Below are 20,505 nucleotides of genomic sequence, written 5' to 3'. Positions count from 1 at the left end.
ATCGGACGGTGCGATCAGATCGGGCCGCCCGATCGGATCGCACCGTCCGATCAGATCGACACGTTCGACTCGGCAGGCGTACGCAGGGAAGGAACGGCCACTGTCTGTCCACACGCTCAACGAACTCCTGCTCGTCTGCTCACTCGTACTGCTCGTCGCGGTGGCGGCGGTGCGCATCTCCTCGCGCAGCGGGCTCCCCAGCCTGCTCCTGTACCTCGGCATCGGGATCGCCATGGGGCAGGACGGCTTCTTCGACGTCAAGTTCGACAACGCGGAACTGACCCAGGTCATCGGCTATGCCGCACTGGTCGTGATCCTCGCCGAGGGCGGCCTCGGCACGAAGTGGAAAGAGATCAAACCGGCGCTGCCGGCCGCGGTGATGCTCTCGCTGGTCGGCGTCGCGGTCAGCGTGGGTGTCACGGCGGCCGGGGCGCACTACCTGGTCGGCCTGGACTGGCGGCAGTCCCTGATCATCGGCGCGGTCGTCTCGTCGACGGACGCCGCCGCGGTCTTCTCCGTACTGCGCAAGGTGCCGCTGCCGGCCCGGGTCACCGGCGTGCTGGAGGCCGAGTCCGGCTTCAACGACGCCCCCGTGGTGATCCTGGTGGTCGCCTTCTCCACCAAGGGGCCGGTGGACAGCTGGTACGTACTGGTCGGCGAGATAGCGCTGGAACTCGCGATCGGCGCCGCCATGGGCATCGCCGTCGGCTGGCTCGGCTCGTACGGACTGCGTCATGTGGCGCTGCCCGCGTCCGGCCTCTACCCGATCGCCGTCATGGCCATCGCGGTGTCCGCATACGCGGCGGGCGCCCTGGTCCACGGCAGCGGCTTCCTCGCCGTGTACCTGGCCGCGATGATCCTCGGCAACGCCAAGCTGCCGCACTGGCCCGCCACCCGCGGCTTCGCCGACGGGCTCGGCTGGCTGGCACAGATCGGCATGTTCGTGCTGCTCGGTCTCCTGGTCACGCCGCACGACCTGCTCGACGACTTCTGGCCCGCGGTCATCGTGGGGCTGGTGCTGACCGTGGTGGCGCGCCCGCTGGAGGTCTTCATCTCGCTGGCGCCGTTCCGGCTGCCCTGGCAGGAGAAGGCGCTCATGTCCTGGGCGGGGCTGCGCGGCGCCGTGCCCATCATCCTGGCGACCATCCCGATGGTCGCCGGGGTCGAGGGCTCCACCCGGGTCTTCAACATCGTCTTCGTGCTGGTCATCGTCTACACCCTCATCCAGGGACCGACCCTGCCCTGGCTGGCGAAGGCCCTGAAGATCGCCGACGATCCGACCGAGGCCGCCGACCTGGGCATCGAGTCGGCGCCGCTGGAGCGGCTGCGCGGTCATCTGCTCTCGGTCGCGATCCCGGCCCGGTCGAAGATGCACGGCGTGGAGGTGGGGGAGCTGCGGCTGCCCGCCGGGGCCGCCGTCACCCTCGTCGTACGGGACGGCAAGAGCTTCGTACCGGCGCCCTCCACCGTGCTGCGGCGCGGCGACGAGCTGTTGGTGATCACCACCGATCCGGTGCGCGACGCGGCGGAGGAACGGCTGCACGCGGTCGGCCAGGGCGGCAAGCTCGCGGGCTGGCTGGGGGCCGGTGGCAGGAGTGGCAGCGGAGGCGGCGGCGGTAGCGGAGGCTCCGGGGACGTGGGCCATGCGGGGCCGCATGCTGCACGCGATGCGGTGCAGCACGACGTGTCACATGCGCTGAAGGCCGTGAAACGGCTGGGGAAGACGGGCGGGGGCGGTCCGAAGACCCACCACTGAACTGAGAGCACGCGCTGCGGGAGCGGAAGCTTCCGTGACTTGTGCGGGGGTTTTCGTGACTGCGCAGGGGTTTCCCGCGACTTCACGGATGCTTCCGTGACTGCGCGGGTACTTCCGTGACTACGCGGAGCTTGCCGTGACTGCGCGGGAGCTTCCCGTGACTGTTCGAGATCCGAGGCACCTGCTTGCGATCCGAGGCATCGATGGGAGCCCTTGCGCACATTCACAGGTGCACAAGGGACCCTGCCTGTATCGTGAAGGGATCGATCGACCTCCGTCGCGGGGCCGGTCGACCCGATCGGCCAACTCGACCGACCGACCCGAACGACCCGAACGACCAACCCGAACGACCAACTCTGCCTGATGCAGAGCTGGCGCGACCGTATGGCGGTCGTGGCGTCCTCCGCCTCTGCTGAGCGCCCGGCATCTACCGCAGTTCCGCGCGAAGAGGACAGCTCTCGGCAGCACCCGCACGAACGAGCCCGCACCCATCCGTGCCGGCCGCCCGACGGGAGCTCGGCCACCAGGCGGCAGAAAGGCATGGACCGTGGCGTCCACGGTCACCGACCGCCCCGGATACGGGCAGTTGCTGCGCACCCCGGGTGCGTGGACATTTCTTCTTCCGGGCTTCGCCGCACGGCAGCCCTTCGCGATGCTGACCATCGGCATCGTGCTCCTGGTCCAGCACACCACCGGTTCGTACGGCAGCGCGGGCGCCGTCGCCGCGGTGACCGGTGTCTCCATGGCCCTGTTCGCACCACAGACCGGCAAGCTCGCCGACCGCTTCGGCCAGCGCGCCGTGCTGCTGCCCGGCGTGCTGGTGCACTCCGCGTCCGTCGCGGTGCTGACGGCGCTTGCGCTGGCGGACGCGCCCCTGTGGGCGCTGTTCGTCGCCGCCGTGCCGACGGGTGCGTCCGTTCCGCAGGTCGGACCGATGGTGCGGGCCCGCTGGGCGGCGGTGCTCGGCGCGGCGCCGGGCCGTGAGGCCTCGCCGCTGATGTCCACCGCGGCCGCCTTCGAATCGGTGACGGACGAGTTCACCTTCGTCATCGGCCCGGTGCTAGCCACCGCGCTGTGCACCGGCGTGCACCCGGCGGCCGGTCTGATCACGGAGGCCGCACTGACCCTGATCGGAGGGCTGCTCTTCGCCGCACAGCGCCGCACCCAGCCCGCGGTGCGCAACGCCGATTCCGGCACCTCCCAGCGGCATGTCTCCGCCCTGTCCGTGCCGGGCGTGCGGGTGCTCGCGGTGACCTTCCTCGGGATCGGCGCGGTCTTCGGCGGCATGCAGGTCTCGCTGACCGCCTTCGCCGAGGAGATCGGCCGCCCGGGAGCGAACGGCCTGCTGTACGGCGTCTTCGCGGCCGGCAACATGCTGGCCGGGATCGCCTGCGGCGCCATCGCCTGGAAGAGCGGGCCGCGGCGGCGGCTGATCGTCGGGTACGCGGCCCTCACCGTGACCGCGTCCGGACTGTGGGCGGTGCACTCGGTGCCGTTGCTGGCCGGACTCGGGCTTCTGGTCGGGCTCTCCATCGCCCCGGCCCTGATCAGCGGCTACACGCTGGTCGAGGCGCTGGTGCCGGGGTCCGCCCGGACCGAGGCGTTCACCTGGCTGACCGGCTCGGTCGCACTCGGCCAGGCGGCGGCCGTGACGGTCGCCGGACAGCTCGCGGACGCCCACGGTGCCGCCACCGGTTTCCTGGTGCCGCTCGTGGGGACCGTACTGGCGCTGATCACCCTGGTTTCGCTGCGTTCCAGGCTCGTGCCGGCCGCCCAGGGACGGACCGTGGCACGTGGTGTCGGTCACCGGAAGCCGGTCACGGTGGACTGATGCTGCGGAATACGTCAGTATGGAGCGTCGTTAGCACTCATTGAGTCAGAGTGCCAGGAGGAGCAAGTGCCGACCTATCAGTACCAGTGCACCGAATGTGGCGAGGGCCTCGAGGCGGTGCAGAAGTTCACCGATGACGCCCTCACCGTGTGCCCGAGCTGCGATGGACGCCTGAAGAAGGTGTTCTCGGCGGTCGGCATCGTCTTCAAGGGTTCCGGTTTCTACCGGAACGACAGCCGCGGCTCCTCGTCGAGCAGCACGCCGGCTTCGTCCTCGGCGAAGGCTTCCGGTTCCGCTTCGTCCGATTCCTCGTCGTCTTCGACGTCGTCGGCATCGACGGGATCCGACTCGAAGTCCTCCGCCTCCTCTTCTTCCTCCACGTCGTCCTCGTCGTCCGCTTCTTCGACGAGCGGCACATCGGCCGCCTGAGCCGAACCGCACTTCCACCGTGAGCCCCGCCGATCCGTTCGGCGGGGCTCACGGCGTTTCCGGGCGTACGGGGATCCCGGCGTTTCCCGGCGTACGGGGATCCGGGCTTTCCCAAGGCGTGCGGGGATCCCGGCTTTCCCGGCGTACGGGGATCCCGGCTTTCCCAAGGCGTGCGGGGATCCGGGCGCTTTCGGGCATGCGGGGATGTCGGCGTCCGGGCGGGCATCCCGGTGTTTTCGCGCGCCGCTACTGTGATCGCATGGTGAACGCAGAGATCGGTGTCATCGGCGGCTCGGGCTTGTACTCCTTCCTGAAGGACGTCACGGAGGTGCGCGTGGACACCCCGTACGGACCGCCGAGCGACTCCCTCTTCCTCGGCGAGGTGGGCGGCCGCCGGGTCGCCTTCCTCCCCCGCCACGGACGCGGCCACCACCTGCCGCCGCATCGCATCAACTACCGGGCCAACATGTGGGCGCTGCGCTCCGTCGGCGTACGTCAGGTCCTCGGCCCGTGCGCGGTGGGCGGCCTGCGTCCGGAGTACGGACCGGGCACCCTGCTCGTCCCCGACCAACTGGTGGACCGCACCAAGGCCCGGACGCAGACGTACTACGACGGGGAGACCCGGGCCGACGGGGCGGAGCCGAACGTCCTGCACCTGGGCTTCGCCGATCCGTACTGCCCCGAGGGGCGCAGGGCCGCACTGGCCGCGGCACGCGCGGAGAACTGGGATCCGGTGGACGGCGGGACGCTGGTGGTCGTCGAGGGGCCCCGCTTCTCGACCCGTGCGGAGTCGCGCTGGCATGCGGCGATGGGCTGGTCGGTGGTCGGGATGACCGGTCACCCGGAGGCCGTCCTGGCCCGTGAGCTGGGCCTGTGCTACACGACGATGACCCTGGTGACGGACCTGGACGCGGGAGCGGAGGCCGGCGACGGCGTCTCGCACGGGGACGTGCTGAAGGTGTTCGCGGCCAACGTGGACCGGCTGCGCTCCGTCCTCTTCGACGTGGTGGCCGCGCTGCCGGCGGAGGCGGACCGGGACTGTTTGTGCTCGCACGCGCTGGATGGGCTGAAGCCGGGCATCGAGCTTCCTTAGCGGGGCGGGTGCCACGGGGCGGGGCGCTGTACGGCGGGTGGCGTGGAGCGGGTGACGGAGTTTTCCACAACTCCGAGGCTGTCCACAGGCATCAGCGGGAATCTCGCGGACGGTGGATCGTGAGGGGTGTTCGTCCGAAGCTCCCACGCACTCCTCACAGCAGGTGGTATCGACCATGCTCGCGTCTTCCGCGTCTTCCGCGTCTTCCGCGTCTTCCGCGTCTTCCGCGTCGTCAGTGTCTTCGGCGTCGTCAGTGTCTTCCCCGTCCCCCACGCCATTCCCGCCGTTGCCGTCCCCGTCACCGGCGCCGCCGCCCTGCGGGGTGCCCGCGTTCGAACCGCTGCGGGTGCGCGGAGGCGGTGCGCACCGGCTGCGGCGGGCATTGTGGCGGCAGCGTCGCGCCCTCGCGGCCGGGCTGGCGCTGACGGCCGCCGCACTCGCCGCCACGGGGCTGGGCGGTGGCGGTGCGGGAGCGGGCGGCAGTGCCGCGTACGGGGCGGGATCCGGTGGTACGGCGGGGGCGGCGCCGGAGCGGGCGCGGCGACCTGCCCGGTTGGTGTCCGCGCCGGTCCGGATCGCGGATGCGGGGGCGGTGCGCTTATTGCGGCCGGGCGATCATGTCGACGTGATCGCTGCCGGGGAGTCCCGGGGCGGGACCGGCGTCGGGGCCCAGGTTCTGGCGAAGGGCGCGCGGGTGGCGGAGGTGCCGCACACCTCGGTGGACGGCGCCGCGGGCTTCGAGGGTTCCGACGGCTCCACGCAGGACGGTGCGCTGATCGTGCTGGCCGTCCCCCGGGAAACGGCCACCGCACTGGCCGGTGCGGGCATCTCGTCCCGACTGGCGGTGACCCTACATTGATTCGCACCGATGAACGATCAAGTCACCTGACCAAACCTCAGAATTGGGTGGTTTCAACGCGTACTGCCGTAAGTTGCGGAGGAGTTTGCTCCGCCTACAGCACACGCGAAGGAAGGCTCACCTGTGAGCGAGAAAAAGGTCAGTCTGCTGGAAGGGTTCAAAGCCTTCCTGACTCGCGGCAACGTGATCGATCTCGCGGTCGCTGTCGTCATCGGTGCCGCGTTCACCCAGATCGTGAACTCGGTCGTCAAGGGAGTCATCAACCCGCTGGTCGGTGCGTTCGGCACCAAGGACCTGGAGAGCTACAGCTCCTGCCTCAAGGGCCCCTGCGTCACGGACCCGAAGACGGGCGAGGCGACCGAGGGCATCCGGATCCTGTGGGGTTCGGTGCTCAGCGCCACCCTCAGCTTCCTGATCACGGCAGCCGTCGTGTACTTCCTGATGGTCCTGCCCATGGCCAAGTACCTGGCCAAGCGGGCGGCGATGCAGGCTGCGAAGGACGGGGTGCAGGAGACGCTGGAGGTGAGCGAGCTGGAGGTGCTGAAGGAGATCCGCGACGCCCTTGTCTCGCAGCGCGGCGGCCCGGCGGGCGAGACCGGCGAGACCCCTGGCCGGGGTCACGACGAGTAGCGCGACGCGCAGCGGAAGAACCGGCGGCAACGCCGCCGGACCACCACGGGGCGGGAAATCAGATGTGGTGGGGCGGCTTCTCGTCGAGGAAGCGCGCCAGATCGGCGGCGCTGCCACCGGCCGGGGCCCGCTCGCCCCACCCCTGGTCCGTATCGTCCGCGGACTGCTGGTCCAGCGGATCGTCGAAGGTCAGAGCCGGTTTCGGTTTCGGCCGGTCCGGCCGGGAGGGCTTCGAATCGCGCGGGCCGGGGGCGGGGGCGGTGCTCATACGTCAAGGGTACGGCGGCGGTCAGCGGTCCTTCGGGTCGATCAGCCACAGCCCGAGGACGACGAGGAACGACAGACACAGGAAGCCGGCACCCCACCAGGCCGTGCCGGTGTTGCCCTCCATCCATGCGTCGATGATGACGGTCAGTCCCCAGAGCTGGCCGATGACCACCGTCATGGCGAGGGCCAGCCGGGCCGTCAGTTTCGAGGACCGCTCGGGCTCCTGGTCGGTACCGGCCCCCGGCCCGGGGCCGGTGTGGCGGACCCGGGGGTCGCCGTAGCCGCTTGTGGCACGGATCTGCGGATAGCGCTCGTGGACCGGCCGGTTGAGTTCGGGACGAGCACTTCCCGGGTGGTACTCCGGGGGCTCCGGGTTCCGGGACTGCGGGGCGTCGCTCATGTCCGCCTGCCAGGGGTCTCGGCCCCGGTCCGGGCCTCGGTCCGGGCCCCGGTCCGGGCGGTCCCCGGCTCAGCGGCCGCAGGGCCTTCCGCGCCGCCGCCCTTGACGGCGGGACAGCCGATGCGGGAGGCGAGGTCCGGGCGGTCGGCTCGGAACCGGCGGCACAGCCCCTGCTCGACGCTCTCGCCCGAGCGCGTCGTACCGATGGCCCAGATGCTGCCGTCGGCCTGCTCGATGAGCACCACCTTGGGCAGCGCACGCGGCGGCGGCCCGGCGGTGACCTCTCCGGTACGGGCGTCGAAGACGCCTTCGTGGCAGGGGCAGTACAGCTCGCCCTGGGAACCCCGGTCCTTGCGCCAGAGCACGGCACAGGCGAGATGGGTGCAGATCGCGGAGTAGCCGACGAGGGTGCCGTCGTCGAGCCGGACGGCGACCGCCTTGTCCTCCTCGTCCGGGTAGTGGAAGGCGACGGACTCACCGGGCAGGAGCTGGCCGGCGATCCTCTTCGGCGAGGGGGTCCTGTCGTCGTCGGGGTCGCCGTGGCGCGGCAGGATTCCCGCCGCCACCCCGAGCCCGCCGACGGCGAGCCCGCCGGAGACGGTCGTCACGATCCGGAGGTAGTCGCGCCGGGTGGTGAGGGAGTCGACGGCGATCCGGTCGTGCAGGGCTTCGCGCGGATCGCCGGAGGGCGGCTGGTCGGTGACGCTCATCGGCGGACGTCCTTCCCGTTGATCTCGACGACGGGAAGGCCGCCGGGCACCGGCCACTGCATCCGGTCGGCAGGAACGACCATGGCCACGCCGGTGCGCACCTCGCTCCGGCCGAAGCTGAAGGTGTCGGCAACCTGGACGCCGGGGCGCTCCGCCTGGAGCTCCTCGACGGTCCCGTAGAACAGCGCCCCGGTCGGGCAGACGGTCGCGCACATGGGGGCGAGGCCGTAGGCGGTGCGGTCGTAGCAGAGGTTGCATTTCATCTGCAGCTTCGCCTGGAGGTCGATCTTCGGGACGCCGAAGGGGCAGGCGTTGACGCAGTTGGCGCAGCCGATGCAGCGGGTGGTGTCGGCCTGCTGCACCACACCGTCGGCGGTCACCAGGATCGCGTCGGCGGGGCAGACCTCGGCGCACGGGGCGACCGGGTCCTCGCAGTGCATGCAGACAGTGGGAAGGGAGGCCACGGACTGGCCCTCGTCGGTGTAGTCGAGGTGGATCATCGACTTGCCGCGGTGCGAGTCGCACTCCCGGCAGGCGGAGACGCAGGCCTGGCAGCCGATGCAGCGCCCCGGGTCGATGAAAATCGTTCTGCCCATCATGGGGCGGTCAGCTCCTCTCCGAGGTGCCACGCCCCTGGGGGGCCGTGGGCGGCAGCGGGTCGGTCCGCGAGACCTGGGTCTCCGGGTAGCTGACCTGGCCGGGTGCGACAGGCGGTGCGGGGACGTCGTCGATCTTCTCGGCGTGCTCGATGCGGCAGGCGCACACCTTGTACTCCGGGATCTTGGAGCGGGGGTCGAGGGCGTCGATGGTGAGGGCGTTGGCCGCGGTGGGGACGGGCCAGTGGTACGGGATGAAGACGGTGTCGGGGCGGATCGCCTCGGTGACCAGGGCGGGGAAGACCTCGCTGCCGCGCCGGGTGACGACGCGGACCGGTTCGCCGTTGCGGAAGCCGTGGGAGGGATGGAGTTCGGCCCAGGGGCGCGGGGTCTGTTCCACGAGGGCGCCCAGACGGCGGGTCTGGTTGCCGGAGAGGAAGTGGGCGACGGTGCGCCCGGTGGTGAGCGACATGGGGTGCTCGTCGTCGTACGGGTCCATCGGCGGGTGCCATTCGACGACCTGCAGATGGATCTTGCCGTCCGGGTGGTAGGTCCTGCCGTCCTCGAAGAGCCGGGGGGTGCCGGGGTGGTCGGTGGTGGGGCAGGGCCAGGCGATTCCGCCGGTCTCCTCCAGCCGTTCGTAGGTGATGCCGTAGTAGTCGTTGACGGTGCCGGCGGAGGCGGTCCGCAGTTCGTCGAAGACGGCGCGGGAGTCGGCGAAGGCGAATTTGTCGCCCGCGCCGAGGCGCCTGGCGAGTTCGCACATCACCCAGGTGTCGGTCCGTACGCCGGGCGGCGGGTCCTGGGCCTTGTTGTGCTTGACCACCCGGGCCTCCGCGTTGGCCATCACGCCTTCGTCCTCGGCCCAGGTGGTGACGGGAAAGACGACATGTGCGTTGGCAGCGGTCTCGGAAAGGAAGAAGTCGAATTGAGCGTGGAATTCTGTGGCGTCGTACCCCTCCTTGACCACCCTGTAGTTGGGGAGGGAGACGAAGGGGTTGTTGCAGATGCCGATCAGGCCGCGGATCTCGCGGCGCTGCATCTGCCAGACCATTTCCATCATCGAGGTGCCGGCGGGCGGGAGTTCGGACTCCTCGATGCCCCAGATCTCGCAGATCTGCCTGCGGTGCTCCTCGTTCATGATCGAGCGGCCGCCGGGCAGGAGGTCGGATTTCTGCCCGTGCTCACGGCCGCCCTGCCCGTTGCCCTGGCCGGTGATGGTGCCGTAGCCGGCCCCGGGCTTGCCGATGTGGCCGGTGGCGGTGCAGAGGTTGATCACGCTGAGGCAGTTCTCGACGCCCTGCGAGTGGTGCTCGATGCCACGGGCGTGCCAGGCCATGGCCTTGGGGGCGCGGGCGAAGGCGCGGGCGACCTGGGTGATCTGCTCGACGGGGATGCCGCAGATCTCGGCGGCCCGGTACGGCGGATACTCGGCCACCTTGGCCTTCACCTCCTCCCAGCCGGTGGTGTGGGCGGCGAGATAGGCCTCGTCGGTCAGGCCCTCCTCGACGACCACGTGCAGCACGGAATTGAAGAAGGCCGAATCGGTGCCGGGTTTGAGGGCGACGTGGATGTCGGCCGTGCGGGCGATCGCGGTCTCCCTCGGGTCGACGACGATCAGGCTCGCACCGCGGTCCCGGGCTCCCCACACGTACTGGGTCATCACGGGGAAGCACTCGCCGACGTTGGAGCCCGCGATCAGCAGGCAGTCGGTGAGCAGGATGTCGGAGAAGGGGTTGCCGGCCCGGTCGATGCCGAAGGCGAGTTTGTTGGCGCCCGCGGCGCTGACCATGCAGAGCCGGCCGTTGTAGTCGACGTGCCGGGACTTGAGCGCGACCCGGGCGAATTTGCCGACCAGATAGGTCTTCTCGGAGAAGAGACTGGCGCCGCCGAGCAGCCCGAAGGCGTCGTTCCCGTGGCTCTGCTGGATGCGCCTGATCTCGGCGACGGTGAAGTCCAGGGCCTCGTCCCAGGAGACCTCGCGGAAGTCCTCGTCGCGGGAGCGGCGCATCAGCGGGGCGGTGAGCCGGTCGGGGTGGTTGACCTGCTGGTACGCGTTGATCCCCTTGGGGCACAGTCGCATCCGGTTGATGTCGTGGTTGCGGGGTTCGACGCCGAAGACCTTGCCGCCGCGGTCGACGCGCAGATACATCCCGCACTGCACCCCGCAGAAGCAGCAGTGGGTGGGGACGAGCGTCTCGCCGTCCTGGTCGGCGCGCCACCGGTCGGCGGGGATCCCGCCCGCGTCCCGGAAGGCCCGGGTGCCGGGCGGGGCGAGGGAGGGGTCGAGCGGGACGGCCGTACGGGGGTCGGCCGCTCGCGGATCCGCAGTCACTTGAAGCCCTTCTTCACGTGGGAGAGATAGGCACTGCCACGCAGCACCCGCTTGCAGCGCGGGCAGTATTCGGCCCACTCGTCGAAGTCGAGGCTGAGGTCGCGCATGGTGCCGCGGAGGTTCTCGACGTAGGGCCCGGTGTCGATGGGCTCCTCGCAGCGGCGGCAGGCGAAGACCTCCTGGTCCTGCCGGGCGGTGTATTTGAACAGCTGCATGCCGACCGCGGCCGGGCGCTGGACGATGTGGAAGAACTTCCCGAACGGGATGTAGATGAGGGTGAACACCACCGACACCATGTGGAGGACCGCCAGGAATTCGTATCCGCCACCGTGCAGGAAGATCGACGAGAAGGTGAGCAGCAGACCGGTCACGGAGATGACGATGAGCGCGATCAGCGGGACCAGGTCATAGGCGAAGCGCTGGCCGGTGATGGCGCCGCGGTCCTTCATCCGGCGCCACAGGAAGTACGAGGCGCCGGGGATGACGAGCACGGCGGCGATGTCCAGACCGTGGAACATCAGCCAGCCCAGGACGTCCAGGGAGTCGAAACCGATGATCTTGAAGCCCCAGATACGCATCTCGTAGCCGGGCCCCGAGCCGGTGCCGGAGGTGAAGGTGAACCAGCCCCAGGTCAGTGGGAAGGTGATCAGCGCGGCGAGGATGCAGCCCCAGAAGATCAGCTGGTGGGCGGCCCAGCGGGCGTGCGAGCGGGCGCCGAGGAATTTCTGGAAGCCCAGGTACGTGGCGATCATCCGGGGCAGCGCGGTGGGAGCTTTGCGGAAGTTGGCCACCGAGAAGAAGCTCCGCCACCCCTGGTTGAACAGCCGTCGGGCGCCGGGGGCGGAGACCCAGACCGTGTAGCGGTAGGCGACGCCGAAGGCGAGGAAGACGGTGGCGACGGCGTACGGGAGGAGGGCGGAGTCGAAGTTCTCCAGCAGCCGGCTGCCGAGCACGATCGCGAGGATCAGGAGGGCGGAGACGATGACACCGGCCGCGGTCGCCCGGCCGGTGACGGAGCGGGCCCCGGCGGGCGGCGGGTCGGCGGCCTCCCGCCCCGCTCCTGCGGGACCGGTGGGACCTGCGGGACCTGTGGGTCCAGCGGGCCCAGCAGGGCTTGCGGGACAGGCGGGTCCAGCGGGGCCGGCGCGGCCGGTGGGACTGGCCGGGCCAGTGGGGCCGGGTGCCTCGGCGGAGCCGGTACGTGCACCGGGGGCGGGCTGCGCGGCTGCGTCGGAGGGCTCTGGCGGCTCGGTCACCCCGTCACCGTAGGGTGGTATCTGACGGTTGGTCCTGATTTACGGCCCGGCCGGGTGAGCCCGATCGTCCATCCGGGGCATGCCCCGTTCAGCGTGGCCGTTCCCCGTCTGGTGTGCTGGCTTCCATGCCCGTAATGATGGCTCGCAGCCGCACCGAGGAACATCGCGCCTCGACCCCGTTGGAACTCTTCTTCGACCTGTGTTTCGTAGTCGCCGTGGCCCAGGCGGGCGCACGGCTGGTGCATGCCGTCGCCGAAGGCCACGCCCTCACCGGAGTCGGCAGCTATGCGGCCGTTTTCTTCGCGATCTGGTGGGCCTGGGTCAACTTCAGCTGGTTCGCCTCGGCCTACGACACGGACGACCCGCTGTACCGCGTCGTCACGCTCGTCCAGATCACCGGTGTGCTCATCCTGGCCGCCGGGGTGCCACGCGCCTTCGACGCGGGCGACTGGACGGTCGTCGTCATCGGTTACGTGGTGATGCGGCTCGCGCTCACCAGCCAGTGGCTGCGCGCCGCGCACTGCACCGAGGGTGCCGAGCGGCGGGTCGCGCTGCGGTACGCCGTCGGGATCACGGTGGTGCAACTGGGCTGGATCGCCATGCTGTTCCTGCCTGCCGACTCGGGCCCGGTCCGGACCGCCGCCTTCGTCGTGCTCGCCCTCGCGGAGATGTCCGTTCCGGCGATCGCCGAGCGCGACCGCTCGACGAGCTGGCATCCGCACCACATCAGCGAGCGGTACGGACTGTTCACGATCATCGTGCTGGGCGAGACGATCGCGGCGGCGACGGTCGCCGTCCAGGAGGCGGTGGACGAGCACGACGCGCTCGGTGAGCTGCTGCCGATCGCCGCGGGCGGGCTGCTGATCGTCTTCTCCGCCTGGTGGATCTATTTCGCCGTGCCGATCCATGACTACCTGCGCGGCAGCAGGGAAGCGTTCGTCTGGGGATACGGGCACTACCTGATCTTCGGTTCCGCGGCCGCCATCGGCGCGGGTATCGAGGTGGCGGTGGAGCACGCCGTGGGCAAGGCGCATGTCTCGGACACGGTGGCCGCCGCCGCGGTGACCATTCCCTCCGCGCTCTTCCTGCTGGCGGTGTGGACACTGCACGCCCGCCACTTCAAGCGCGACCTCGCGGAGCAACTGACCCTCCCCGTGGCCGCGCTGGCCATCCTGGCCTGCACGTTCGCCGGCGAGTGGGCGGTGTTCGCGGCCGGTCTGGTCGCCGCGGCGGCCGTGACCGTGGGGGCGGTGCTGTCCCGGCGCCCGGCCCCGGCCGGGTGAGCGCGACGGGCGACCGGAGCCACGGACTGCCGGGCCGACGGACGGCGACGGCTCAGCCCGTGGCCCACCCGGTGCCCCGCTCGGTACGGAGCGCGTGGTGAGAGCACGTGGTGAGAGCACGTGGTGAGAGCGCGTGGTGAGGAGCACTCGGCGATGAGCACTCGGTGAGGAGCAAGCAGTGACGGAAGAACCCGGGAAGCCCCGGAAGCCCCGGAAACCTCAGAATCCGACAGTCCCTTCCGCCGGGCCGCTCGACGCGCTGACCGATGTCGCGGGGCTGCGCGTCGGCCATGCGCAGGTGCCGGGCGAGGGCGCGCTGAGCGGCACCACCGTCGTCCTCGCCCCCGAGGGAGGTGCGGTCGCGGCCGTCGACGTACGGGGCGGCGGTCCCGGCACCCGGGAGACGGACGCGCTCGATCCGCGGAATCTGGTGCAGCGCATCGACGCCGTCGTCCTGACGGGCGGCAGCGCCTACGGCCTGGACGCGGCGTCCGGGGTGATGGCCTGGCTGGAGGAGCAGGGGCGCGGGGTGCGGGTCGGCCCCGATCCGGCGCAGGTGGTGCCGGTGGTCCCCGCCGCGTGCGTCTTCGACCTGGGACGGGGCGGCGACTGGCGGGCCCGCCCCGACGCCTCGACGGGCCGTGCGGCGGTGGAGGACGCGGCGGCCACCGCCTCGGGGGCGCCGGTCTCCGAGGGAAACGTGGGCGCCGGTACGGGCGCGGTCGCCGGGCAGCTCAAGGGCGGCGTGGGCACGGCGAGCCTTCTGCTGCCCTCCGGGATCACGGTGGGGGCGCTCGTCGTGGTGAACGCGGCGGGCTCGGTGGTCGATCCGCGTACCGGGGTGCCGTACGGGGAGTACGGCGCCGCCGAACCGCCGGTGTACCCGGCGCCCGGGGTCGTCCGCGCGGCGGAGCAGCGGCTCGCCGAGGAGCGGGACGCCAACGCACGGCCCCCGCTCAACACCACGCTCGCCGTCGTCGCGACGGACGCCGACCTCACCCGGGCCCAGGCGCAGAAGCTCGCGGGTACGGCGCACGACGGGCTGGCGCGCGCCGTCCGTCCCGTACATCTGCTCACCGACGGGGACAGCGTTTTCGCGCTGGCCACCGGCGAGCGGCCGCTGGATCCGCGGAATCCGAGCGCGCTCAACGACCTGCTGGCGGCCGGCGCGGACGTGCTCGCGCGCGCCATCGTGAAGGCCGTCCGCGCAGCTCGGAGCGTCGACGGCCGCCCCGGCGGCCGCTACCTCTCGTACGGCGATCTCTACGACATACCGCCGCCCGCCCCGCGGCCCTCGGCGGGCAGCACCCCGGAGCCCGACTCGCCTGCGGGGTAAGGAAGTTCGGACGAACCGCCAGGAACCATCTGCGTGCGCCATACGTTTTCCTGAACCCCGGTCACGATGTCGGACCCAGGGACTACGTTAAGCACGCAGCAAGTAACACGCGGCAACGGCCTGGAGACAGCACCTTGAGCGATCCGTACGAGACAACCGAGCAGCACCTCGAGCGACTCCTGCGACGGGCACTCAACTCTTTCGACCTGCCCGACAGCACGGTCGAGAGACTCGGTACCGCGCTCGCCCACAGCAGTTCCCTGCACTCCTCGCACCACAGTTCCGTACTCCACCGCGAGACCTACCGGCACACGTATCTGCTGTCCGACGGCACCGCCCTCTCCCTCTGGGAACTGGTGCACGGAGGCCCGCGCAGCGCGGTCGGCCCGCACTCCCGCACGGAGCCCGATCTCAGGCACCACGAGCTGTACGACGACGAGGCCGACGCCCATGTCGCCGCCGCCAGGCTGACCGGCAGTTTCGGTGAGGTCCCGGTGTTCGGGGACGACGGGCCGCAGGCCGACCTGGAAATACTCACGGTCCTGATGGCGGCTCCCCCGGCCCCACTGCCCCGGATGTACGCCCCGGACAACTCCGCCGACCACGCCCGCCGCGTCCTGCGTCGCGCGGAGAACAGCGACGGCCCCGGCGAGGAGACCGCCCGGCTGCTGCGTGCCGCCTTCGCCCACCACATCACCCAGGTCTTCGGCCGGCAGTGCCAGGTGGACGGGCGGGATGCCGGATTCACCCTCTACGAGCACGCCTTCCTGCTTCTCGACGGCAGCGAGACGAGCCTGTGGGAGGTCGAGCACACGGCCACACCGGACGGTCGCCACATGTGCGAGGTCTACGGCGACGAGGACACCGCCCGCGGGGCCATGGAGAGCCGTACCCGCATCTGCTGACCCCGGACGGCCGACGCGGACAGCAACCCAGCCAGCGACGCGGACGGCATCGCAGCCAGCAACGCGAACAGCGACGCGGACGCGCAGGTGCCCGCACCCCGAGGGGTGCGGGCATCTGCGTTCGGGTGGCGGGCACCTGCGTTCCCGGCAAACCCGGAGGGGTCGATCAGGAGGTCAGCGCGGGCTCCTTCACGACATCGGAGCCGCTCGCCCCGGCCACGCCCACACCCGCAGCTCCCACGCCCGCAGCTCCCACGCCCGCAGCCGCGCTCGTATCCGCGTCCCCGGTCTCGTCGCCGCCCTCCACCTGCCGCTGCGGCCGCGCGGGCAGCGCGAACATCACCAGGAAGATCACCGCGAGCACCCCGGCCACCCACCACAGCGAGTGCTGGAACGCCTCCGCGAACGCCGGGCCCACCTGCGGCGGCGCCAGCCGGTCGTCGATCGAGCCGAAGAAGACGACCGCGACCAGCCCGAGGCCGAGCGCGTTGCCCATCTGCTGCACGGTGTTGATCAGCCCGGAGGCCGAACCGGAGTGCTCCTTCGGCACCTCGGAGAGCACCATGTCCGTCAGCGGCGCCACGATCAGGCCCATGCCCGTGCCCATGACCACCAGCGGCAGGATCATCTGCCAGGACGTGATGCCCATGCCGTACCGGTCGGACTCCCAGATGTAGATCAGCAGTCCGGCGACCATCAGCGCCGCACCGGCCTGGAGAACCTTGCGGCCGAACCGGGGCACCAGCTTCTGCACGGAGATCCCGGCGGCGACCGAGACGGCGATCGAGAACGGCACACCGGTCGTGCCGGCCCGGAGCGCGCTCCAGCCGAGGCCCATCTGCATGTAGAGCGTCCAGACCAGGAAGAAGATGCCGAGCCCGATCCCGAAGGTCAGCTGCACCGCGATGCCCGCCGCGAAGCTCTTGACCCGGAACAGCGACAGCTCGACCAGCGGCGAACCGTCCTTGCGTGCCTTCGACCGCTCGAACACCACCAGGGCCAGGAACACCAGCAGGCTGCCGCCCATCGACACGTAGCCCCACACCGGCCAGCCCAGCTCACGCCCACGGGTCAGCGGGTAAATCAGCATCAGCATGCCCAGTGTCACCAGGACGACGCCGATCAGGTCGAGCCGGAGCGCCTTCGGGGCCTTGGACTCGGTGATGAACCTCCGGCCGAGCAGCAGTCCGGCGATGCCGACGGGCAGGTTGATCAGGAAGATCGGCCGCCATTCGAGACCGGCGATGTTCCACTCGGTGAGCAGCGCGCCCAGCAGCGGGCCGGAGACGGCGCCGAGGCCGACGATCGCACCGAAGAGGCCGAAGACCTTGCCGCGCTCGTGGGCCGGGAAGGTGGCGTGCACGATCGACAGCACCTGCGGAACCATCAGCGCGGCGGTGCCGCCCTGGAGGATGCGGGAGGCGACCAGCATCTCCGGGTTCACGGCGAAACCGCAGAGCGCGGAGGCCAGCGTGAAGCCGCCGATGCCGATGAGGAACAGCCGCTTGCGGCCGTAGATGTCACCCAGCCGGCCACCGGTGATCAGCCCGGCCGCGAAGGCCAGGGCGTAGCCGGCGGTGATCCACTGGATCGAGCTGAACGTGGCGCCGGTGTCCTCCTGGATGCTCGGGATGGCGATGTTGACGATCGTGACGTCGACCAGGTCCATGAAGGCCGCGGTCATGACGATGGCGAGTGCGAACCAGCGTCGCCGGTCCGACGGGTCCGAAGACACCGCGGGCCCGGATGCCGGGGACGACAGAGGTGCGGAAGAAGTCATATGAAGAAACTAAACAGTCATTAGGTCAGCTCATGACCCAATGGATGGGCATCCTGATGAGACGACCGACACCCCGCACGAGGCGACCGACACCCCACACATCCGGGCAGTGGACCGGCACCCAGGCAGAAGGCTGAGCCCATGACCGACACCCCGGCACGACTGCTGAATCTGCTGTCGCTCCTCCAGACACCCCGCGAGTGGCCGGGCAGCGAGCTCGCCGAGCGGCTCGATGTCAGCCCGCGCACCATCCGCCGGGACATCGACCGGCTCCGCGAGCTCGGCTATCCGGTCGAGGCCTCGCGCGGCTCCATCGGCGGCTACCGGCTGGTCGCGGGCACCGCGATGCCGCCGCTGCTCCTCGACGACGAGGAGGCGGTGGCCATCGCCGTGGGCCTGCGGGCGGGGGCCGGGCACGCCATCGAGGGGGTGGACGAGGCGTCCGTACGGGCGCTGGCGAAGCTGGAGCAGGTGCTGCCGTCCCGGCTGCGCCACCGGGTCTCGACGCTGCAGAACGCGACGATGCCGCTGACCCGCGGCGACGGCTCGACCATCGATCCGCGGACGCTGACCGTGATGGCGTCCGCGGTCACCGGCCAGGAGCGGCTGCGGTTCGCGTACCGGGCGGGCGACGGCGCCGAGTCGAGGCGCGAGGCCGAGCCGTACCGCCTGGTGAGCACGGGGTGGCGCTGGTACCTCGTCGCGTACGACCTGGGGCGCGCGGACTGGCGTACGTTCCGGGTCGACCGGGTGAGCGAGCCGTTCGCCACCGGCGCCCGGTTCACCCCGCGTGCGCTGCCGACGGGGGACGCGGCAAGGTTTCTCGCCGGTTCCATCGCCCGTCGGCAGCCGGAGCTGGCGGTCGATGTGAGCTTCGCGGCCCCGGCGGACTTCGTGTCCGCGCGGCTGCCGGCCGCGATCGGCCCGTTGGAGCGGACCGGCGAGAACAGCTGCCGGCTGCGGGCGGTGCTGGCGGACTCGCTGGAGTGGGTGGCGCTCCGGCTGGCGCTGGTGGACTGCGACTTCACCGTGCACGGCCCGCCGCAGATGGTGGAGTACCTGAGCGATCTGGGCGCCCGCCTTACCCGCGCGGCGACGCCCTGACCCGCGCGGCGGCGCCCTCGCCCCGGCGCCCCGCCGGCACCGGGGCAAAAGAATGAGCCCCGGCGCCAGGGGGGGGTGGGCGCCGGGACTCAGCTCTGGGGGGTCACGCGAAGCGACCTATTTCGGAGGTTACTGGACGAAGGCTCACGCCGCAGCGTCAAAACCCGTGTCGTGGGCCATTCGCTTAAGTTCCAGCAGTGCGTGCTTCTCGATCTGCCGGATCCGCTCGCGGGTGAGGCCATGCTGCTTGCCCACCTCGGTGAGGGTCCGCTCGCGGCCGTCCTCGATGCCGTACCTCATACGGATGATGGAAGCCGTGCGGTTGTCGAGCTTGCCGATCAGGTCCTCAAGCTCCTCGCTGCGCAGCAGCGTCATCACCGACTGCTCGGGCGACACCGCGGAGGTGTCCTCCAGCAGATCGCCGAACTGGGTCTCGCCCTCGTCGTCCACGGACATGTTGAGGCTGACCGGGTCACGCGCCCAGTCCAGCACGTCGCCCACGCGCTCCGGCGTGGAGTCCAGCTCGGCCGCTATCTCCGCGTGCTCCGGCTCACGGCCGTGCTCACGGTTGAACTCGCGCTGCACCCGGCGGATCCGGCCGAGCTCCTCCACCAGGTGGACGGGGAGCCGGATCGTACGGGACTGGTCGGCTATGGAGCGGGTGATGGCCTGACGGATCCACCAGGTCGCGTACGTGGAGAACTTGAAGCCCTTGGCGTAGTCGAACTTCTCGACCGCGCGCACCAGGCCCGCGTTGCCCTCCTGGATCAGGTCGAGCAGGGGCAGCCCGGCCCGCGGATAGCGGCGGGCGACGGCAACGACGAGCCGGAGGTTGGAGCGGATGAATACGTCCTTGGCGCGCTCGCCGTCGGCGACCAGCGCCTCCAGCTCCTCGCGCGTGGCTCCGCCGGCCTCGCTGTCCACCGAGCCGTCGAGTATCTGCCGGGCGTAGACGCCCGCCTCGACGGTCTGCGACAGCTCGACCTCCTTCGCGGCGTCGAGCAGCGGCGTACGCGCGATCTCGTCCAGGTACATGCCGACCAGGTCGCGATCGGCGATCTCCCCGCCCGCGGCGCGAACGCTGCTTGCCCGGCTGGTCCCACCGGTGGTGGACGAACGACGGGCGACGGCACGGGTTGCCATGCGTGCTCCCTTGCTGAGTAGGTCGCGACACCCTTCCGGGTGCCCTGCATCCGATGGAAACAACGACTGGAATCCGGACAGAATTCCCACGCCTGGCATTCATTTTCGCGATCATGCAGTACCCTGTGCCGCCACGAGGGGGTGCGCATGCCGGTGAGCCGGGCAGAAGTGCAGGTCAGGCCGGGCATCGAGGGTGATCTGGTGGCACTCACGGACATCTACAACCATTACGTGCGTGAGACCACGGTCACATTCGACACGACCCCCTTCATTCCTCAACAGCGGCTGCCGTGGTTGCGTTCCCACCCTGAAGACGGCCCGCACCGCCTTCTGGTTGCTCAGGATGTCCGGGTTGTCGGCCCCGCCTCGATCCTGGGATACGTCACCAGCAGCGCTTTCCGCCCCAAGGCGGCGTACTCGACCTCCGTCGAGGTGAGCGTGTACTGCGCCCCGTGGGCCACCGGCCTCGGCATCGGCACGCTCCTCTACACGGCCTTGTTCGAGGCGCTCGCCGGCGAGGGCCTGCACCGCGCGTACGCGGGCGTGACCCGGCCCAACGACGCCTCCGTCCGGCTGCACGAGCGCTTCGGTTTCCGCCATGTCGGTACGTACGCCGAAGTGGGCCGGAAGTTCGGCACGTACTGGGACGTGGCCTGGTACGAGAGGCGACTGGGGCCGCAGCCCTAGGTCCCGGCCGGCTCCGGTCTGGTTCCGCGGTCCGTTACGCGGCAGGGGCTCCGCGCCTAGCGTCGTTCCGTATGGACAACACGACGGACACGGCCGGCACGACGG

At 70.6% G+C, this 20,505-nt stretch carries 19 protein-coding genes; 11 read left to right on the top strand and 8 right to left on the bottom strand.

From position 1 onward, the window contains the following. Window positions 1–160 precede the first annotated feature (160 nt). The 6 genes from ABZ622_RS16560 to ABZ622_RS16535 all read left to right on the top strand — a co-directional run bounded on the left by ABZ622_RS16560 (window position 161) and on the right by ABZ622_RS16535 (window position 6,598). Complete coding sequence (locus ABZ622_RS16560) at window positions 161–1,756, top strand: potassium/proton antiporter (RefSeq protein ID WP_360543648.1); 1,596 nt, start codon at window positions 161–163, stop codon at window positions 1,754–1,756. A 547-nt stretch (window positions 1,757–2,303) separates the two neighbouring features. Continuing rightward, a complete protein-coding gene (locus ABZ622_RS16555) occupies window positions 2,304–3,587 on the top strand; it encodes an MFS transporter (protein WP_360543632.1) in 1,284 nt (427 codons plus the stop codon). A gap of 66 nt (window positions 3,588–3,653) precedes the next feature. Further along, complete coding sequence (locus ABZ622_RS16550) at window positions 3,654–4,016, top strand: FmdB family zinc ribbon protein (RefSeq protein ID WP_259928473.1); 363 nt, start codon at window positions 3,654–3,656, stop codon at window positions 4,014–4,016. A gap of 259 nt (window positions 4,017–4,275) precedes the next feature. After that, entirely contained in the window at window positions 4,276–5,109 is an 834-nt protein-coding gene (locus ABZ622_RS16545; protein WP_360543629.1) for an S-methyl-5'-thioadenosine phosphorylase, read from the top strand. Window positions 5,110–5,344: 235 nt separating this feature from the next. Then, the gene (locus ABZ622_RS16540) at window positions 5,345–5,968 is read left to right on the top strand and encodes an RcpC/CpaB family pilus assembly protein (RefSeq protein WP_360543627.1); all 624 of its coding nucleotides are present in this window, start codon (window positions 5,345–5,347) and stop codon (window positions 5,966–5,968) included. Between the two features lie 123 nt (window positions 5,969–6,091). Then, complete coding sequence (locus tag ABZ622_RS16535; RefSeq protein ID WP_360543625.1) at window positions 6,092–6,598, top strand: MscL family protein; 507 nt, start codon at window positions 6,092–6,094, stop codon at window positions 6,596–6,598. A gap of 58 nt (window positions 6,599–6,656) precedes the next feature. On the opposite strand, the gene ABZ622_RS16530 is transcribed toward ABZ622_RS16535, so the two are convergent. From ABZ622_RS16530 to ABZ622_RS16505, 6 genes are read right to left on the bottom strand one after another with little or no spacing between them, the layout of a single operon-like run. Continuing rightward, window positions 6,657–6,866, bottom strand: coding sequence for a hypothetical protein (locus ABZ622_RS16530; protein ID WP_266915297.1), 210 nt, complete (start codon window positions 6,864–6,866; stop codon window positions 6,657–6,659). A gap of 21 nt (window positions 6,867–6,887) precedes the next feature. After that, window positions 6,888–7,265, bottom strand: coding sequence for a hypothetical protein (locus ABZ622_RS16525; protein WP_360543623.1), 378 nt, complete (start codon window positions 7,263–7,265; stop codon window positions 6,888–6,890). After that, window positions 7,262–7,975: a Rieske (2Fe-2S) protein gene (locus ABZ622_RS16520; RefSeq protein ID WP_360543621.1), complete on the bottom strand. Its 714-nt coding sequence runs from the start codon at window positions 7,973–7,975 to the stop codon at window positions 7,262–7,264. The genes ABZ622_RS16525 and ABZ622_RS16520 overlap by 4 nt, the downstream gene beginning before the upstream one ends. Beyond that, entirely contained in the window at window positions 7,972–8,574 is a 603-nt protein-coding gene (locus tag ABZ622_RS16515; protein ID WP_266915294.1) for a 4Fe-4S dicluster domain-containing protein, read from the bottom strand. Before ABZ622_RS16515 ends, ABZ622_RS16520 begins: the two co-directional genes overlap by 4 nt. 7 nt (window positions 8,575–8,581) lie before the next feature. Then, window positions 8,582–10,906, bottom strand: coding sequence for a molybdopterin oxidoreductase family protein (locus tag ABZ622_RS16510; RefSeq protein WP_360543619.1), 2,325 nt, complete (start codon window positions 10,904–10,906; stop codon window positions 8,582–8,584). Next, complete coding sequence (locus ABZ622_RS16505; protein ID WP_360543617.1) at window positions 10,903–12,162, bottom strand: MFS transporter; 1,260 nt, start codon at window positions 12,160–12,162, stop codon at window positions 10,903–10,905. The genes ABZ622_RS16510 and ABZ622_RS16505 overlap by 4 nt, the downstream gene beginning before the upstream one ends. Window positions 12,163–12,287: 125 nt before the next feature. Between ABZ622_RS16505 and ABZ622_RS16500 the strand changes: the two genes are divergently transcribed. The 3 genes from ABZ622_RS16500 (at window position 12,288) to ABZ622_RS16490 (ending at window position 15,686) form a co-directional block, all read left to right on the top strand. Next, a complete protein-coding gene (locus ABZ622_RS16500; RefSeq protein ID WP_360543615.1) occupies window positions 12,288–13,445 on the top strand; it encodes a low temperature requirement protein A in 1,158 nt (385 codons plus the stop codon). A 259-nt stretch (window positions 13,446–13,704) separates the two neighbouring features. Beyond that, window positions 13,705–14,781, top strand: coding sequence for a P1 family peptidase (locus ABZ622_RS16495; protein ID WP_360543646.1), 1,077 nt, complete (start codon window positions 13,705–13,707; stop codon window positions 14,779–14,781). Between the two features lie 134 nt (window positions 14,782–14,915). Further along, on the top strand, window positions 14,916–15,686 hold the full coding sequence (locus tag ABZ622_RS16490) for a DUF6227 family protein (protein WP_360543613.1): 771 nt from the start codon (window positions 14,916–14,918) through the stop codon (window positions 15,684–15,686). A 166-nt stretch (window positions 15,687–15,852) separates the two neighbouring features. Here ABZ622_RS16490 and ABZ622_RS16485 read toward each other — a convergent pair whose 3' ends face one another. Continuing rightward, entirely contained in the window at window positions 15,853–17,466 is a 1,614-nt protein-coding gene (locus tag ABZ622_RS16485) for an MFS transporter (RefSeq protein WP_360543611.1), read from the bottom strand. A gap of 141 nt (window positions 17,467–17,607) precedes the next feature. Between ABZ622_RS16485 and ABZ622_RS16480 the strand changes: the two genes are divergently transcribed. Next, window positions 17,608–18,570 carry a transcriptional regulator gene (locus ABZ622_RS16480; protein WP_360543609.1) on the top strand — a complete coding sequence of 321 codons (963 nt, stop codon included), beginning with the start codon at window positions 17,608–17,610 and terminating at the stop codon, window positions 18,568–18,570. A 144-nt stretch (window positions 18,571–18,714) separates the two neighbouring features. Here the strand turns inward: ABZ622_RS16480 and ABZ622_RS16475 are convergent, their stop codons facing one another. Then, a complete protein-coding gene (locus tag ABZ622_RS16475) occupies window positions 18,715–19,713 on the bottom strand; it encodes a sigma-70 family RNA polymerase sigma factor (RefSeq protein ID WP_360543607.1) in 999 nt (332 codons plus the stop codon). Between the two features lie 147 nt (window positions 19,714–19,860). On the opposite strand from ABZ622_RS16475, the gene ABZ622_RS16470 reads away from it, so the two are divergent. Continuing rightward, entirely contained in the window at window positions 19,861–20,400 is a 540-nt protein-coding gene (locus ABZ622_RS16470; protein ID WP_360543605.1) for an N-acetyltransferase family protein, read from the top strand. Window positions 20,401–20,505: the final 105 nt, after the last annotated feature.

Source organism: Streptomyces sp. NPDC007164 (genome assembly GCF_040634135.1).
GTDB classification, from domain to species: Bacteria; Actinomycetota; Actinomycetes; order Streptomycetales; family Streptomycetaceae; genus Streptomyces; species Streptomyces sanglieri.
The sequence above is the reverse complement of the archived record's forward strand: the minus strand, read 5'-3'. Positions and strand labels throughout refer to the sequence as shown.